A 14,448-nucleotide genomic window follows, 5' to 3' on the forward strand; every position below is an offset into this window, starting at 1 on the left:
CTGGCCGGGAGAATCGACTTTGCTGCAATCTGAAACCGCCTGGCGCCGCTTCTCATACCTCTGGCTGCTGCTCAGCCTGCTGGCGGTGGCGCTGCTTGGCTGGCAGCTCTCCCAGAGCCGCATCAACACCAGCCTGATGGATCTGCTGCCCCACGAGGAGCGATCCACGCTGGATCCGGCCCTGCGGGGTGGCCTGCTGCGCCAGATCGACAAGCAGCTGGTCTGGATGCTGAGCCTGCCGGCGGGACAGGATGGTCGCCCCGCGGCGCAGGCGTGGGCAAAGACCCTGAAGGCCCTGCCCGAACTCGGCGCTGTGCGCGGTGCCCAGCCGGAGCTGGCCCCCGCCTGGCAAGGCTTCATCCATGACTACGCCTGGCAGCGCCTCGACGAGGGCAGCCGGGCCAGGTTGGCCGCCGGCACCGAGGCCTGGAGCCAGTGGGTGCTCGGCCAGATCTACAGCCCTTTCGGCGGTGTCTCCCGCGCCGAGTGGCAGGCAGATCCCCTGCTGCTGACCCGCGCCGGCGTGCAGGGTCAGATGACGAGCACACTGCGCCTCGATCATGACTGGTTGATGAGTCAGGACGAGACGGGGCGGCAGTGGTTTCTGCTGCGAGCCGAGCTGGATCTCTCGGCTTTCGATCTCGCTCGCAATACCGAGCTGCTGAACCGGCTCAACGAGGCGGAGCAGAACCTCAAGGCCGAGTTTCCGGGAGTGGAGCTGCTGCGCCGTGGCACCCTCTTCTACAGCCAGCATGCCAGTGAGCTGGCCCAGGAAGACATCTCCACCATAGGGCTGGGCTCCACGGTCGGGGTCTTGCTGCTGCTGTGGCTGGCGTTTCGCTCGTTTCGGGCGCTCTGGATCTCCCTGCTGCCCATCGCCATCGGCCTCGTCTGGGGGGTGCTGGCCGTGCTGCTGTGGTTTGGCGAGGTGCACATGTTCACCCTGGTGATCAGCTCCAGCCTGGTCGGCATCATAGATTACGGGATCCACTTCCTGACCGAGCGGCGCCTGCATGGGTTGCAGGAGAGCCCTCACCAGACCCGCGCCCGTTTGCTGCCAAGCCTCTCGATGGCGCTGTTCGCCACCCTAGTCGGCTATGGCCTGCTCTGGCTTGCCCCCTTCCCCGGCTTGCAGCAGATGGCGCTGTGCGCCCTGGTGGGTCTGACGGCCTCGTTTATTACCGTGCTCTGCCTGTTCCCGCTCTGGCTCGGTGCCTTGCCCCAGCGGGAGGCGCGCATCCTGGTGCCGATGGCGCTCTGGCTCACGTGGTGGCGGGAACGGCGTGTCTTGCGCTGGGGCGTGCCGCTGCTCTGCCTGGCGCTGATAGTGGCGGGATTGAGCCGGCTGGAGGTGGATGACGACATAGCCCACCTGCAACCCCTGCCCACCGAGCTGCAGGCGCAGGAGCGGCAGATCCAGCGCCTCACCGGCCAGCAGGGCGGCATGACGGGCTTTCTGGTGACGGCGGCAGATGGCGAGACGGCGTTGCAGCGCCTCGAGGCCCTTGGCCACAAGCTGGCGCAGGCCAAGGCGCAGGGTCAGTTGGCGGACTTTGTGCCACTGACGCAATGGCTGCCGTCTCTGGCACGGCAGCGGGCGGATCATGCCGCCCTCACTCGCTTGCTGCCCGAAGTGGTGGCGCGGCTCAATCAGGCTGGCGTGCCGGTCAAGGCCGAGCCCAGACCCTGGCAGCCATTGCTGCCGGCGCAGTGGCTGGCCAGCCCGGTCAGCGAGGGCAGCCGGCTGCTCTGGCATGAGCTGCCAGATGGTCGGGTCGCGCTCTGGCTGCCGGTGAACGGGGTGACGGATGTTGCCGCCGTGGCAGCGCTGGCACAGGGGCAGGAGGGGGTCTTCTGGCAGGATCCGCGCAACCAGTGGAGCCAGCTGTTTGCCCACTACCGCATCAAGCTGACCGAACTGCTGCTGCTGGCGATCGCCCTGGTGGGGGTGCTGCTGTGGGTCCGGTTCGGCTGGCGCAAGAGCGCGCGGATCCTGCTGGTCAGCGGCTTTTCGTTGGGGGCCGGCCTGGCCCTGCTGGCCGCCTGCGGGCAGCCGCTCACCCTGTTCGGAGTGCTGGCCATGAGCCTCATCTTCGGCATCGGCATCGACTACAGCCTCTTCTTTGCCTACTGCGGCCGGGATCTCCTGCGCCAACGCTCGACCCAGTTCGCCATCCTGCTCGCCAACCTGACCACCCAGTTGTCATTCGGTTTATTGGCGCTGAGCCACACCTCTGCCATCGCGGGCTTCGGTCTGGTGCTGAGTGGCGGTATCTTTACTGCCTTCCTGTTGTCACCTCTGGTGCTGGATAAACAGGGATTGGACAAGCCGGTATTCAGCCCGCCAGTGCGGGATGACCGGGAGCCGGAGCCACTATGAGATCAGTGTTCGCATTATTCATCCTCCTGCTGGGGGGCTGCAGCAGCCAGCCGGCCCCCACCGCCTATCTCGACAAGAGCAGCGTCATGACGCTGCCGGCCCCCGTGCTTGCCACCCCCTTCTATCGCCAGCAGTTGCTGACGGCCACGGTGGGTGAGAGCGCCCATCAGCTGATGACTGTGCTGGAGGCCGATGGCAGCCAGTTGACCCTGGTCGGCCTGACCCCGAGCGGGGTGCGGCTGTTTCGGGTGCGTTACGATCAGCAGGGCATAGCGACTCAGCAGCTGAGTCCGCTGCTCGCCACCGGCATGCCGCCCGTGACCCAGGTGCTGGCGGACGTCATGCTCTGCTACTGGCCGCTGGCCAGCTGGCAACCGCAGCTGCCGCCGGGCTGGACGCTGCGGGACGAAGGGCTGACGCGCCGGCTGCGTTCCCCCGATGGCGCCCTGGTCACCGAGATCGGGTACCAGGACAAGGGCGGCGTGCGGGAGCCGGTCAGTCTGCAACAGCATGTGTTTCACTACCGTCTGCAGCTGGAGACTCTGAGCCAATGAGTTGTTATATCGCGGCCTACGGCCTCATTTCGGCATTGGGGGAGGACAGGGATGCCAGCGCAGAGGCTCTGCTGGCCTGGCAGGCAGAGGGGATGACGCCGCTCACCCGCCACAACCAGACCTTGCTGGATGGTCGGTTGACCCCGGTGGGGCGGGTAGAAGGTGCGCTGCCGGAAATACCGGCGGCGCTGGCCCCTTATGCTTCGCGCAACAACCGCCTGCTGCTGGCGGCGCTGGCCCAGATCCGCCCAGAACTGGACAAGGCGCTGACGGAGTTTGGCCCCGCGCGGGTAGGCCTGGTGCTCGGCACCAGCACAGCCGGGATCGGCGAGGCCGAGCTGGCGATCGCCGCCGCCCGGCGGGGGGAGGCGATTCCCCCGGCCTTTGACTATCGCCAGCAGGAGCTGGGCTCCCCGTCCGAGTTTCTGAGCCGTTATCTCAGCCTGGAAGGGCCCGCCTACACCCTCTCTACCGCCTGCTCCTCCAGCGCCCGCGCCTTCATCAGCGGTCAGCGGATGCTGGCGGCCGGACTGGTGGACGCCGTACTGGTGGGCGGTGCCGACAGCCTGTGCGGGTTGACCCTCAACGGCTTTGACAGCCTGGAGTCCCTGAGCGGCGCCCTCTGCCAGCCCTTCGACAACGGCCGGCAGGGGATCAACATAGGCGAGGGGGCGGCGCTGTTTCTGCTGAGCCGCACGCCTGCGCCGCTGGCGCTGCTGGGGGCGGGCGAGTCGTCCGATGCCTGGCATATCTCGGCCCCGCACCCAGAGGGCGTGGGTGCCGAGGCGGCCATGCAGATGGCGCTGGCCCGGGCGGGCGTGACGCCGGAGCAGGTGGGGTACATCAACCTGCACGGCACGGCCACCCGCCTCAATGACGCCATGGAGAGCCAGGCCGTGCATCGCCTGTTCGGCGACAAGGTGCCCTGCAGTTCCACCAAGCCGCTCACCGGCCATACCCTGGGGGCGGCCGGTGCCATCGAGGCCGCGCTCGCCTGCCTGCTGCTGGAGCGGGCCCTGCCGTTGCCGCCCCAGCGGGTGACGACGGCGGATCCGGCGCTGGCTCCCATCCGGCTGGTGAGCAACGAGACGCTGCTGGCGGCACCCAGGGTGCTCTCCAACTCCTTTGCCTTCGGTGGCAACAATGTCAGCCTGCTGTTTGGACTATCACCCTCATGAATGAGCTCGTACCGCTGCCCGCCATCGACGCTCTCTTGCCCCATCAGGCCCCCATGCTGCTGCTGGACCGGCTCTGCGCCGTGGATGCGAGCCGGGTGTGCTGCGAGACCCGGGTTGGCGCCCGGCACGCCTTGTTGCTCGATGGCGAGGGCTCGTTGCCCGCCTGGGTCGGCATAGAGCTGATGGCCCAGACCATAGCCGCCTGGGCCGGCATGCAGGGGCGATTGCGCGGCGAGCCGGTGCGCATCGGCATGCTGCTCGGCACCCGCAAGTACCGCTGCCAGCCCACCCGCTTTGCGGCGGGGGCCCTGCTCACCATAGAGGCCAGCTGTCTGTTGCAAGACGGCGGCATGGCCAGTTTCGATTGCCGGATCCTGCAAGATGGGCAGGAGTGCGCCACCGCGCGCCTCTCGACCTATCAGCCCGCACCCGGCGAATTATCCGATTTGTTAGCGAAGGACGTTTCATGATCTCTAGCGTATTGGTCACGGGCGCCAGCAAGGGGATAGGCCGCGCCATCGCCCTCAAGCTGGCCGCCGATGGTTTTCTCGTCGTGGTGCACTACCACGGCGACCGCGCCGGTGGCGAGGCTACCCTGGCGAGCCTGCAAGCCGCCGGGGGACAGGGGCGCCTGATCCAGTTCGACATCGCCGATCGCCAGGGCTGCCGCGAGCGGCTGGAAGCCGACATGGCCGAACACGGCGCCTATTACGGTGTGGTCTGCAACGCCGGCATCATACGTGACGGCGCCTTCCCCGCCCTCACCGACGAGGATTGGGACGGGGTGCTGCACACCAATCTGGACGGCTTCTACAACCTGCTCAAGCCCTGCATCATGCCGATGATAGGCCTGCGCCGGGGCGGCCGCATAGTGACCATCTCCTCGGTTTCCGGCCTGATGGGCAACCGTGGCCAGGTCAACTACAGCGCCGCTAAGGCGGGCATCATGGGGGCCACCAAGGCGCTGGCGCTGGAGCTGGCCAAACGCAAAATAACGGTGAACTGCGTAGCGCCCGGCCTCATCGACACCGGCATGGTGGATGAAGAGGTGCAGGCGGAGGCGATGAAGCTGATCCCGCTCAAGCGCATGGGACAGGCCGACGAGGTGGCCGGCCTGGTCTCCTACCTGATGTCGGACATCGCCGGCTATGTCACGCGCCAGGTCATCTCCATCAACGGGGGCATGGTATGACGCGAATGCTTATAAGCACTTGCCTGATGTCGGTTCAACATGGCGCTGTCTCTGTGGCACGCCAGCTTATCTCTGTGAATGGCGGTATGGTATGAAGCGGGTAGTAGTAACCGGCATGGCCGGGGTGACGGCGTTCGGTCAGGACTGGCCGAGCGTGCGGGCAAAGTTGCAGGCGGGGCGCAATGCGGTGGTGACCATGCCAGAGTGGGCCATCTACGAGGGACTCAACACCCGGTTGGCGGCGCCCATTGCCGATTTTGTGCTGCCTGCCAGCTATCCGCGCAAGAAGACGCGGGCCATGGGGCGGGTCTCCCAGTTGGCGACCGTGGCCAGCGAGCTGGCGCTGGCGCGGGCTGGGCTTATCGACCACCCGGTGCTGACCGACGGTCGCACCGGCATCGCCTATGGCTCCTCCACCGGCAGCACGGATCCTATCCGCGCCTTCGGGGTCATGCTCAACGACAAGAGTACCGCCAGCATCACGGCCACCACCTATGTGCAGATGATGCCGCACACGGCGGCGGTCAACACCGGCCTCTTCTTCGGCCTGCGCGGGCGGGTGATCCCCACCTCCAGCGCCTGCACCTCCGGCAGCCAGGGGATTGGCTACGCCTACGAGTCCATCAAGCACGGCTATCAGACCCTGATGGTGGCCGGCGGGGCGGAGGAGCTCTGTCCGTCTGAGGCCGTGGTGTTCGATACCCTGTTTGCCACCAGCCAGATGAACGACAACCCAGAGCTGGCGCCGCGGCCGTTCGATCGGCAGCGGGACGGTCTGGTGATAGGCGAGGGGGCGGGCACCCTGGTGCTGGAGGAGCTGGAACATGCGCAGGCGCGCGGGGCCACCATCATTGCCGAGCTGGTGGGGTTTGCCACCAACTGCGACGCCGCCCACGTGACCCAGCCCCAGCAGGAGACCATGCAGCTGTGCATGGAGATGGCGCTGGCCCAGGCCGGGCTCAAGGCCGCCGACATCGGCTACATCAGTGCCCACGGCACGGCCACCGAGCGCGGCGACATAGCCGAGAGCCACGCCACCGCCGCCATCTTTGGCGACAAGACCCCCATATCGTCGCTCAAGAGCTTCTTCGGCCATACCCTGGGCGCCTGCGGTGCCATCGAGGCCTGGTTGTCGCTGGAGATGATGCAGGAGGGCTGGTTTGCCCCCACCATCAACCTGACCGAGCCGGATCCGGCCTGTGCCCCGCTGGATCATGTGGTGGGTGATGGCCGCGCGCTGGCGGTGGACTATCTGATGTCCAACAACTTCGCCTTCGGCGGCATCAACACCTCCCTCATCTTCAAACGCTGGTCCTGAGGCCGTGCGCCTTGCCTGCGGGCAGGGCGCCGGTACAGCCTGGGTTTAGCCTTGATGAATTAATATGCCTCCCATTTTTCGGGAGGCATAATGTCCGTTCCATCTGCTGTTTTCGCAGTGCAACCACAGCTGCGCTGCGGCTTCAATGCGCTCTTGCTGTCCACCCTTTTATTGGCGCTGCCCGCACCTGTCATGGCCGATGATGAATTTCGGCTGGGCAGCACAATGCTGCTCGGTGTCGGCGATCATGCCGCCATTATTCCCATCATCGTCTGCCGACCGGCCAAGTCCATCATGGTCAAGGCGGGACGGGAATTGACCCTGGACAGGGTCAAGGTGTTTTACGGCAATGATCGCAGCAAGACCCTCAATTTCGACAAGGATCTGAAAGAGGATCAGGAGTCCGGCTGGAAATCCCTCGGCAGCCGGCTCTGCATCAAGCGGATCGAGGTCTATGGCAATTCGGAGGGGAGCAAGGCAGGGGTCAAGGTATACGGCCGCAAATAAATACCGCAAATAAGAGATGGACGGGGAGCACCCCGTCCACTCAGGTCTTATTTCTTGGGGCGAAACGGCTTGATGACGGCTTCGTCGCATGCGAGATAGGGCCCTTCCATCAGGTCGATGCAGTAGGGGATGGCGGGGAAGACGGCATCCAGGCACTCGCGGATGGACTTGGGCTTGCCCGGCAGGTTGACGATGAGGGAGCTGCCGCGCAGGCCTGCGGTCTGGCGCGACAAAATGGCGGTCGGCACGAACTTGAGAGATTCGGCCCGCATCAGCTCGCCAAAGCCAGGCATCATGCGATCGCACACCGCCTCGGTGGCCTCTGGGGTCACATCCCGCTTGGCCGGGCCTGTGCCGCCCGTGGTGACGATGAGGCTGCACTGCTCCTGGTCCGCCAGCCGGATCAGGGTCGCCTCGATCTGATCCTGTTCATCCGGGATCACCTGATAGACGGGTTCCCACTCTGAGGTCAAATATGCGTTCAGCGTGTCTATGATGGCCTTGCCGGAGAGGTCTTCGTAGATGCCTGCACTGGCGCGATCGCTGACGGTGACGATGCCTATTCTTGCCTTGCTCATGGTCTGCTCTTGGTTGCCTGGAATAAGTGGCAAATAAAATAACATAATCAGTGAGATATGTTAAACGAGGTCAGGGGTTGGCGAGGCTGGGGCACAAGATGGAGTGTCGAATGACAAACAATCTTGCCGATGCCCTTTCAATAAGACATAAGGCTCCGGCATTGCCGTCCTAAAAATGTATAAACGAAGACAGTCGCCATATTGATGATTAATTGGTTGATCCATAACGAATAAGAAAATGATTCCCCGAACGGCGGTCATTTTTTGGCGCAGTCAGCCTCGAAAGGCCGTGGTATGGATTGAACCTGGAGGGCAATCGTCTTATATAACTCATTATACGGTTGGTTGAATCTTGTACTGATCGTTGTTGTTTGAGTATCACCATGCAGCGGCTGGCCGCGGGAGGGCATATGGAGTTGCCTGATTTTGATACCTTGAGGCGACTGGCGGTGGCGGAGCCGGAGCGGCTCGACGAGTTGCTGCGCCAGCAGATAGAGGGGTTGATCGACCGGGTCAGTCCGGAGCAGCAGCAGCGATTGCGCGGCCTGCAGTTTCGTATCGACTGTCAGCGTCAATTGGCCAAGAACAACATGGATAGCTGTATTCGTATTGCGGCCATGATGCACGACTCCTTTTATTCCATGCGCAGCGAGATGATCCAGCTTAATGCCAATCTCTATGCCGACCAGGCTCCCGTCTATAGAGAAAATAATGTGGTTTCTTTCTTCGATTATTATCGCAAGAAGAAATAAATATCCTCTTGATGGAATGGCTGAATAATATCCCGCATTATATATTTTTCATCGGGTGAGGTCCGCTTGCCGACGTTAATTTATCTGGGGTGATTTGTAATCTATTTGATGTATTTTCGTGGCGTTCGCTGTTTTATTAAAAATTGATTATTGCCGTGATCGGTGTGGATGTATGGCGCCGACAGTTAGGCTAATATGGCGATACTTTAATTTTTGCTACGACTCGAAGGGATTATGAGAAGTATCACACCAAGACGGGTGCTGTCGCGGGAGCAGCAGACAGAGATCACCCGTATCATCGTCAAGGTGGGCCAGATGCTGGCCCAGTTCGGGGCCGAGAGTCGCATCATAGAGCAGACCACGGTCCGGCTCGGCATGGCGCTGGGGCTGGAGAGCGTCGAGATGGCCATCTCCTCCAGCGCCATAGTGCTCACCAGCCTCTATCAGGGTAGTTGCGTCACCACCACCCGCCGGGTGCGGGAGCACGGCATCAACATGCAGGTGGTGTGCGAGATCCAGCGTATCTGCATCATGGCGGAGAAGGAGCTGATCGGTGCGCGCGAGGTGCGTCAGCGGCTCGACGGCATAGTGCCGTTTCATTACCACCCCTGGCTGGTGGTGCCCATGGTGGGGCTCTCCTGCGGCGCCTTCAGCCTGCTGTTTGGCGGCGACTGGCCCATCTTCCTGGTGACCTGCCTCTCTTCTGCCGTGGCGATGCGAGTGCGCCAGCTGATCGCCCGCCATCACCACAGCCCGCTCATCAACTTTGCCGCGACCGGCTTCATCGCCACCCTGCTCTCCTCCAGTGCCACCTTCTTCAACTGGGGCGCCCAGCCCTATCTCGCCATGGCCGCCAGCGTGCTCTTGCTGGTGCCGGGCTTCCCGCTCATCAATGCGGTCTCCGACATGGTGAAGGGTTACTTCAACATGGGGCTGGCGCGCTGGGGCACCGCAACTCTGCTCACCATCAGCGCGGCGATAGGGATTATTCTCGCCATGTCGGTGACCGGTATCTGGGGGTGGAAAGTATGATGGTTGTTGACTCGATGCTGACTCAAGAGGATCTGTCCATCAGCGCACGGATCAATACCGGCATTATTCTGGCCATGTCGGTCACCGGGATCTGGGGGTGGAAGGTATGATGGATTTTGTCTGGTTGCTGGCCAAGGATGCCTTCTGGTCCTCCATTCCGGCGGTAGGGTTTGCCATGCTGTTCAACGTGCCGCCGCGCATGTTGAAGTACTGCGCCATGGGCGGTGCCCTGGCCCACAGCCTGCGTACCTTGCTCATTCATTACGGCATGCCCATCGAGTGGGCTACCCTGGCGGCGGCAACCACGGTCGGCTTTGTCTGCGTCTACTGGTCGCGCCGATTGCTGGCGCCGCGCCCCGTGTTCAGCGTCGCCTCCATCATCCCCATGATCCCGGGCAGCTATGCGTTCAAGGCGATGATCGCCGTGGTGGAGCTCAACATCTCCGGGGTGACCATGGATCTTATCCAGAGTGCGGTGGAGAACGGGCTCAAGGCACTCTTCATCGTGGGGGCCCTCAGTTTCGGTTTGGCGATCCCCTCCCTGGTCGTGTACCGTAACCGGCCCATTATTTGACAGACGGTGTGAGAGGCTGACCCCATGAAGATTTCCATGATTGCCGCCATGGCGCACGATCGCGTGATAGGCCTGGATAACCAGATGCCCTGGCACCTGCCGGCGGATCTGGCCCACTTCAAGCGGGTGACCCTGGGCAAGCCGGTGTTGATGGGGCGCAAGACCTTCGAATCCATAGGTCGGCCGCTGCCAGGGCGGCGCAATCTGGTGATCAGCCGCAACCCAGATTACCAGGCCGACGGGGTGGAAGTGGTCGATTCGGTCGAGGCTGCGTTGGCGCTGCTGGCCGACGGTCAGGCGGTAGACGAGCTGATGGTGATAGGTGGCGGTCATCTCTATGGTCAGCTGCTGCCCCGGGCCGACAGCCTCTATCTGACCCGAATCGATCTGGCGGTGGCAGGGGATACCCGCTTCCCCGCCTTCGAGGAGGACGAGTGGCATTGCGTTGAGCGAGAACCCCATGAGCCCGACGAGAAGAACCCCCATCCCTACTGCTTCGAAACCTGGCAGCGGCGTTGAACCGCATTGAATAACCGTTGAAGCCGAAAAGCCCCTCGTGCTGCACAGGGGCTTTTTTCTTGCAACAAAGGGCAGGTCCGGCAGGCAGGGCCTCTGACATTGCTACGTTCAACACCCTCCTATGTCCCCTCGTTTTTTGCCTGCATATCATTCGGGCTGTAAGGATTTCTCCTGCCCTGCAGCCTGTTCGGGATCCTGCTTGGCGGCATCCCCCCGATCTGCCTGATTTTCCCCCCTTATTGGCCTGTCAAAACAGAACTATGATTAGTTATCTAATCAAATAATTCATGCTGGCATGGCCCATGCTTGTCGATTTATGGCTTTTTCTTGTCAAGAATAAACGATATAAATCAATGTATTATGTTTTCATTGTTTTGTGTGGACTCTTATGGTTCTTTTGTTTTTCATGAAAATTGCTTAGTGTAGAAAGCAATTGGTTCGCGTTCGGCAGGTTAACTACCAAGATGTCGACCATGAAAAAAGGACAGTATGACAGTCAAACTCGAAGTGAAATCACTCTATAAAATCTTCGGAGAACAGCCGGAAAAGGCGTTCAAATTGCTGGCGAAAGGGCACGACCGCGCCAGCATTCTGCAGAAGACCGGGCAGACCCTGGGTGTGCATGGGGTCGATCTGGCCATCCACGAGGGAGAGATCTTCGTGGTGATGGGCTTGTCCGGTTCGGGCAAATCCACCCTGGTGCGCCTCTTCAACCGACTGATCGAACCGACCCGTGGTCAGGTACTGATCGACGGTGAGGACATTGCCGCCATCTCGGACAGTGAACTGCGCCAGGTGCGGCGCAAGAAGATCAGCATGGTGTTCCAATCTTTCGCCCTCATGCCTCATCTGACCGTGCTGGAAAATACCGCCTTCGGCCTGGAGCTGGCCGGTGTGCCGCTTCTCGAACGCCAGGAAAGTGCCCGTCAGGCACTCAATCAGGTGGGCTTGGGCCAGTGGATGGACGCCTTCCCCGATGCCCTATCCGGTGGCATGAAGCAGCGGGTCGGCCTGGCCCGCGCGCTGGCCAATGACCCCGATATCCTGCTGATGGACGAGGCCTTCTCCGCGCTGGATCCGCTGATCCGCACCGAGATGCAGGATGAGCTGCTCAAGCTGCAGGCCAGCCATCAGCGCACCATAGTCTTCATTTCTCACGATCTGGACGAGGCGATGCGCATCGGCGATCGCATCGCCATCATGCAGGATGGTCAGGTGATCCAGGTCGGGACCCCCGACGAGATCCTGAGCCAGCCCGCCAACGACTATGTACGTGCCTTCTTTCGCGGTGTGGATCTGGCCAACGTGTTCAGTGCCCGCGATATCGTCAGTCGCAAGCAGATGCCGCTCATCAAGAAGCACACCACGGACGGGCCGGGCAACGCCCTGCGTCAGCTCAAGGATCAGGAGCGGGAGTTTGGTTACGTGGTGGATCGCAGCCGTCGCTTCCTCGGCGTCGTCTCGGTCGAGTCGCTCGGTCAGGCGGTGCAAAACAAGGGAAGCCTGGAGCAGGCCTTGCTGGCCGATATCCAGCCCATCCAGGCCGACACCTCTCTCAACGAACTCATCAGTCAGGTGGCCGCAGCGCCCTGTCAGGTGCCCGTGGTCGAGCAAGATGGCACCTACCTGGGGCTCATCTCCAAGGCTAACTTGCTGAACACCCTGGACAGGAGTACCCCGGTATGAATATCAAACCCTTTCATCGTCTGCTGACCGGCTTACTGGCGCTGTTGTTATTGGCGAGCGCCCCCGCCCGGGCCGATGAGGCGCAGGCCGATCCCTGGGGCGCTACGGCCGCCACGACTGTGGCCACGGATCCCTGGGGCAGTACCGAAACCCAGGCTGCCGACTGGCAGAGCCAGATTGAAGCGGCGGATACTTCCGCGGCCGTCGACTGGCTGGATCCCTTCCAGCAGGCGCTGGTACCGCTGGATGTCTGGGTCGAGGGCGGCATCGGCTGGCTGGTCGAGAACCTGCGTCCCCTGTTCCAGCTGATCCGGGCACCGGTAGAGGTCACCCTCAACGGCATGACCCATCTGCTGCAGACGATGCCATCCACCCTGATGATAGGGATGCTGACCCTGATCGCCTGGCAGCTGGTCAACGGTCGCATGGCGATCGGAACCCTGCTTTCTCTCGTCGGGATTGGCCTCATAGGTGCGTGGTCCGATGCCATGGTGACCCTGTCGCTGGTGCTGACCTCACTCTTCTTCTGCATCCTGATCGGCTTGCCGGTCGGCATTCTGCTGGCCCGCAGCGAGCGGCTCTCCACCTGGACCCGGCCGCTGCTGGATGCCATGCAGACCACCCCGGCCTTCGTCTATCTCATTCCCATCGTCATGCTGTTCGGCATCGGCAACGTACCGGGAGTGGTGGTGACCGTCATCTTCGCCCTGCCGCCCATGATCCGGCTGACCATGCTGGGGATCCGCCAGGTGCCTGCGGATCTGGTGGAGGCGGCCCATTCGTTTGGCGCCAGCCCCTCCCAGTTGCTGTTCAAGGTACAACTGCCGCTCGCCATGCCCACCATCATGGCCGGGGTCAACCAGACCCTGATGCTGGCGCTCTCCATGGTGGTGATCGCCTCCATGATAGCGGTCGGCGGTCTGGGCCAGATGGTGCTGCGCGGCATAGGTCGCCTCGACATGGGGCTCGCCTCCATCGGTGGCCTCGGCATAGTGCTGCTGGCCATAGTGCTCGACCGTCTGACCCAGGCCATGGGACAGCGGGATCGCAGCCACACAGGCCGCTGGTATCAACATGGTCCCGTGGCCCTGCTGATGCGCCTGCGCGGTCGCCGTAACGTTATTGATTACAAAGGAGTAAACGCATGAGACTCATCACTAAGACCCTGAGCGCCCTGGTGCTGAACTCCCTGTTGCTGAGTTCGGTCGCCATGGCCAGCGCCGAACTGCCGGGGGAGGGGATCCGCGTTCAACCCTTGCAGAGCTCACTGCCGGAAGAGACCTTCCAGACCCTGCTGGTCAGCAAGCTGATGGATCGCCTGGGCTATGACGTCCAGGCGGTGCAGGAGGTGGACTACAACGTGGCCTACGCCTCGGTGGCGCAGGGCGATGGCACCTTCCTGGCCTTCAACTGGATCCCGTTGCAGGACAACAAGTACGAACAGGCCGGCGGCGACAAGGTGTTCTTCCGCCAGGGCACCTATGTATCGGGCGCCGCCCAGGGTTACCTCATCGACAAGAAGACCGCCACCCAGTACGGCATCACCAACCTGGGTCAGCTCAAGGATCCCAAGCTGGCGGCGCTGTTTGACGGCGATGGCGACGGCAAGGCCGATCTGGTGGGCTGCAACCCGGGCTGGGGCTGTGAAGAGGCCATCAACCATCATCTGGACGAGTTCGGCCTGACCCCGACCATCACCCACAAGCAGGGCAACTACGCGGCCCTGATCGCCGATACCCGGGCCCGTTACCAGAGTGGCAAGCCGGTGCTCTACTACACCTGGACCCCCTACTGGCTGAGCAGTGAGCTGGTGCCGGGACGGGACGTGGTGTGGCTGGAAGTGCCCGCCGGTGCCAAGGATGCCGCCCAGACCCGCCTGCCCAACGGCAAGGATTACGGCTTTCCGGTCAACACCATGCACATAGTGGCCAACAAGGCGTTCACCGAGGCCAACCCGGCGGCGGCCAAGTTGTTCAGCATCGTCAAGCTGCCGCTGAACGACATCAACATCCAGAACGGGCTGATGAACAAGGGTCAGAACAAACCGGCGGATATTGAGCGCCACGCCGAAGCCTGGCTCAAGGGCCATGAGGCCCTGGTCAACGACTGGCTAACCCAGGCGCGTGCCGCCGTGCAATAAGCGGATGGCGTGGCGGCGTGCAGGGCGTACTTCCCTGC

The 14,448-nt window shown here is 62.6% G+C and carries 15 protein-coding genes; 14 read left to right on the plus strand and 1 reads right to left on the minus strand.

Going from position 1 to position 14,448, the window contains the following annotated elements; translation table 11 throughout:
• The first annotated feature begins 19 nt into the window (after nt 1-19).
• From CK910_RS10110 to CK910_RS10140, 7 genes are all read left to right on the plus strand, one after another.
• The gene (locus CK910_RS10110; RefSeq protein ID WP_098982680.1) at nt 20-2,380 is read left to right on the plus strand and encodes an MMPL family transporter; all 2,361 of its coding nucleotides are present in this window, start codon (nt 20-22) and stop codon (nt 2,378-2,380) included.
• Complete coding sequence (locus CK910_RS10115; RefSeq protein WP_098982683.1) at nt 2,377-2,934, plus strand: DUF3261 domain-containing protein; 558 nt, start codon at nt 2,377-2,379, stop codon at nt 2,932-2,934. The genes CK910_RS10110 and CK910_RS10115 overlap by 4 nt, the downstream gene beginning before the upstream one ends.
• The gene (locus CK910_RS10120; protein ID WP_098982686.1) at nt 2,931-4,112 is read left to right on the plus strand and encodes a beta-ketoacyl-[acyl-carrier-protein] synthase family protein; all 1,182 of its coding nucleotides are present in this window, start codon (nt 2,931-2,933) and stop codon (nt 4,110-4,112) included. The genes CK910_RS10115 and CK910_RS10120 overlap by 4 nt, the downstream gene beginning before the upstream one ends.
• Nucleotides 4,109-4,582, plus strand: coding sequence for an ApeP family dehydratase (locus tag CK910_RS10125; RefSeq protein ID WP_098982689.1), 474 nt, complete (start codon nt 4,109-4,111; stop codon nt 4,580-4,582). The genes CK910_RS10120 and CK910_RS10125 overlap by 4 nt, the downstream gene beginning before the upstream one ends.
• Entirely contained in the window at nt 4,579-5,304 is a 726-nt protein-coding gene (locus CK910_RS10130) for a 3-ketoacyl-ACP reductase FabG2 (RefSeq protein ID WP_043140049.1), read from the plus strand. Before CK910_RS10125 ends, CK910_RS10130 begins: the two co-directional genes overlap by 4 nt.
• A gap of 91 nt (nt 5,305-5,395) precedes the next feature.
• Nucleotides 5,396-6,622: a beta-ketoacyl-ACP synthase gene (locus CK910_RS10135; RefSeq protein ID WP_098982692.1), complete on the plus strand. Its 1,227-nt coding sequence runs from the start codon at nt 5,396-5,398 to the stop codon at nt 6,620-6,622.
• 90 nt (nt 6,623-6,712) lie between these two features.
• Nucleotides 6,713-7,129 (plus strand): DUF2541 family protein, encoded by a 417-nt coding sequence (locus CK910_RS10140; protein WP_098982695.1) that lies wholly within the window; start codon nt 6,713-6,715, stop codon nt 7,127-7,129.
• A gap of 47 nt (nt 7,130-7,176) precedes the next feature.
• Here CK910_RS10140 and mog read toward each other — a convergent pair whose 3' ends face one another.
• Nucleotides 7,177-7,707, minus strand: coding sequence for a molybdopterin adenylyltransferase (gene mog, locus CK910_RS10145; protein WP_098982697.1), 531 nt, complete (start codon nt 7,705-7,707; stop codon nt 7,177-7,179).
• 410 nt (nt 7,708-8,117) lie between these two features.
• Between mog and CK910_RS10150 the strand changes: the two genes are divergently transcribed.
• The 7 genes from CK910_RS10150 to proX all read left to right on the plus strand — a co-directional run bounded on the left by CK910_RS10150 (nt 8,118) and on the right by proX (nt 14,410).
• Entirely contained in the window at nt 8,118-8,459 is a 342-nt protein-coding gene (locus CK910_RS10150; protein ID WP_043140058.1) for a DUF3135 domain-containing protein, read from the plus strand.
• A gap of 234 nt (nt 8,460-8,693) precedes the next feature.
• The gene (locus CK910_RS10155; protein WP_052159096.1) at nt 8,694-9,491 is read left to right on the plus strand and encodes a threonine/serine exporter family protein; all 798 of its coding nucleotides are present in this window, start codon (nt 8,694-8,696) and stop codon (nt 9,489-9,491) included.
• A 106-nt stretch (nt 9,492-9,597) separates the two neighbouring features.
• Complete coding sequence (locus CK910_RS10160) at nt 9,598-10,065, plus strand: threonine/serine exporter family protein (RefSeq protein WP_098982700.1); 468 nt, start codon at nt 9,598-9,600, stop codon at nt 10,063-10,065.
• A 24-nt stretch (nt 10,066-10,089) separates the two neighbouring features.
• Nucleotides 10,090-10,584, plus strand: a complete 495-nt coding sequence (gene folA, locus CK910_RS10165) for a type 3 dihydrofolate reductase (RefSeq protein WP_043556198.1) — start codon at nt 10,090-10,092, stop codon at nt 10,582-10,584.
• A gap of 489 nt (nt 10,585-11,073) precedes the next feature.
• Entirely contained in the window at nt 11,074-12,270 is a 1,197-nt protein-coding gene (gene proV / locus CK910_RS10170) for a glycine betaine/L-proline ABC transporter ATP-binding protein ProV (RefSeq protein ID WP_043556197.1), read from the plus strand.
• Nucleotides 12,267-13,418, plus strand: coding sequence for a glycine betaine/L-proline ABC transporter permease ProW (proW, locus tag CK910_RS10175; protein ID WP_043140069.1), 1,152 nt, complete (start codon nt 12,267-12,269; stop codon nt 13,416-13,418). The genes proV and proW overlap by 4 nt, the downstream gene beginning before the upstream one ends.
• Complete coding sequence (gene proX, locus CK910_RS10180; RefSeq protein WP_098982703.1) at nt 13,415-14,410, plus strand: glycine betaine/L-proline ABC transporter substrate-binding protein ProX; 996 nt, start codon at nt 13,415-13,417, stop codon at nt 14,408-14,410. Before proW ends, proX begins: the two co-directional genes overlap by 4 nt.
• The last annotated feature ends 38 nt before the right edge of the window (nt 14,411-14,448 follow it).

The organism is Aeromonas sp. CA23, assembly GCF_002587065.1.
GTDB classification, from domain to species: Bacteria; Pseudomonadota; Gammaproteobacteria; order Enterobacterales; family Aeromonadaceae; genus Aeromonas; species Aeromonas bestiarum.

Excerpts from the sequence above, each read along its gene's own strand:
- CK910_RS10155 (WP_052159096.1), top strand. The coding sequence starts at position 8,694 with ATGAGAAGTATCACACCAAGACGGGTGCTGTCGCGGGAGCAGCAGACA.
- proV (WP_043556197.1), top strand. The coding sequence starts at position 11,074 with ATGACAGTCAAACTCGAAGTGAAATCACTCTATAAAATCTTCGGAGAA.
- CK910_RS10140 (WP_098982695.1), top strand. The coding sequence starts at position 6,713 with ATGTCCGTTCCATCTGCTGTTTTCGCAGTGCAACCACAGCTGCGCTGC.
- CK910_RS10160 (WP_098982700.1), top strand. The coding sequence starts at position 9,598 with ATGATGGATTTTGTCTGGTTGCTGGCCAAGGATGCCTTCTGGTCCTCC.
- CK910_RS10125 (WP_098982689.1), top strand. The coding sequence starts at position 4,109 with ATGAATGAGCTCGTACCGCTGCCCGCCATCGACGCTCTCTTGCCCCAT.
- CK910_RS10135 (WP_098982692.1), top strand. The coding sequence starts at position 5,396 with ATGAAGCGGGTAGTAGTAACCGGCATGGCCGGGGTGACGGCGTTCGGT.
- proW (WP_043140069.1), top strand. The coding sequence starts at position 12,267 with ATGAATATCAAACCCTTTCATCGTCTGCTGACCGGCTTACTGGCGCTG.
- CK910_RS10120 (WP_098982686.1), top strand. The coding sequence starts at position 2,931 with ATGAGTTGTTATATCGCGGCCTACGGCCTCATTTCGGCATTGGGGGAG.
- folA (WP_043556198.1), top strand. The coding sequence starts at position 10,090 with ATGAAGATTTCCATGATTGCCGCCATGGCGCACGATCGCGTGATAGGC.
- CK910_RS10130 (WP_043140049.1), top strand. The coding sequence starts at position 4,579 with ATGATCTCTAGCGTATTGGTCACGGGCGCCAGCAAGGGGATAGGCCGC.
- CK910_RS10150 (WP_043140058.1), top strand. The coding sequence starts at position 8,118 with ATGGAGTTGCCTGATTTTGATACCTTGAGGCGACTGGCGGTGGCGGAG.
- mog (WP_098982697.1), bottom strand. The coding sequence starts at position 7,707 with ATGAGCAAGGCAAGAATAGGCATCGTCACCGTCAGCGATCGCGCCAGT.
- CK910_RS10115 (WP_098982683.1), top strand. The coding sequence starts at position 2,377 with ATGAGATCAGTGTTCGCATTATTCATCCTCCTGCTGGGGGGCTGCAGC.
- proX (WP_098982703.1), top strand. The coding sequence starts at position 13,415 with ATGAGACTCATCACTAAGACCCTGAGCGCCCTGGTGCTGAACTCCCTG.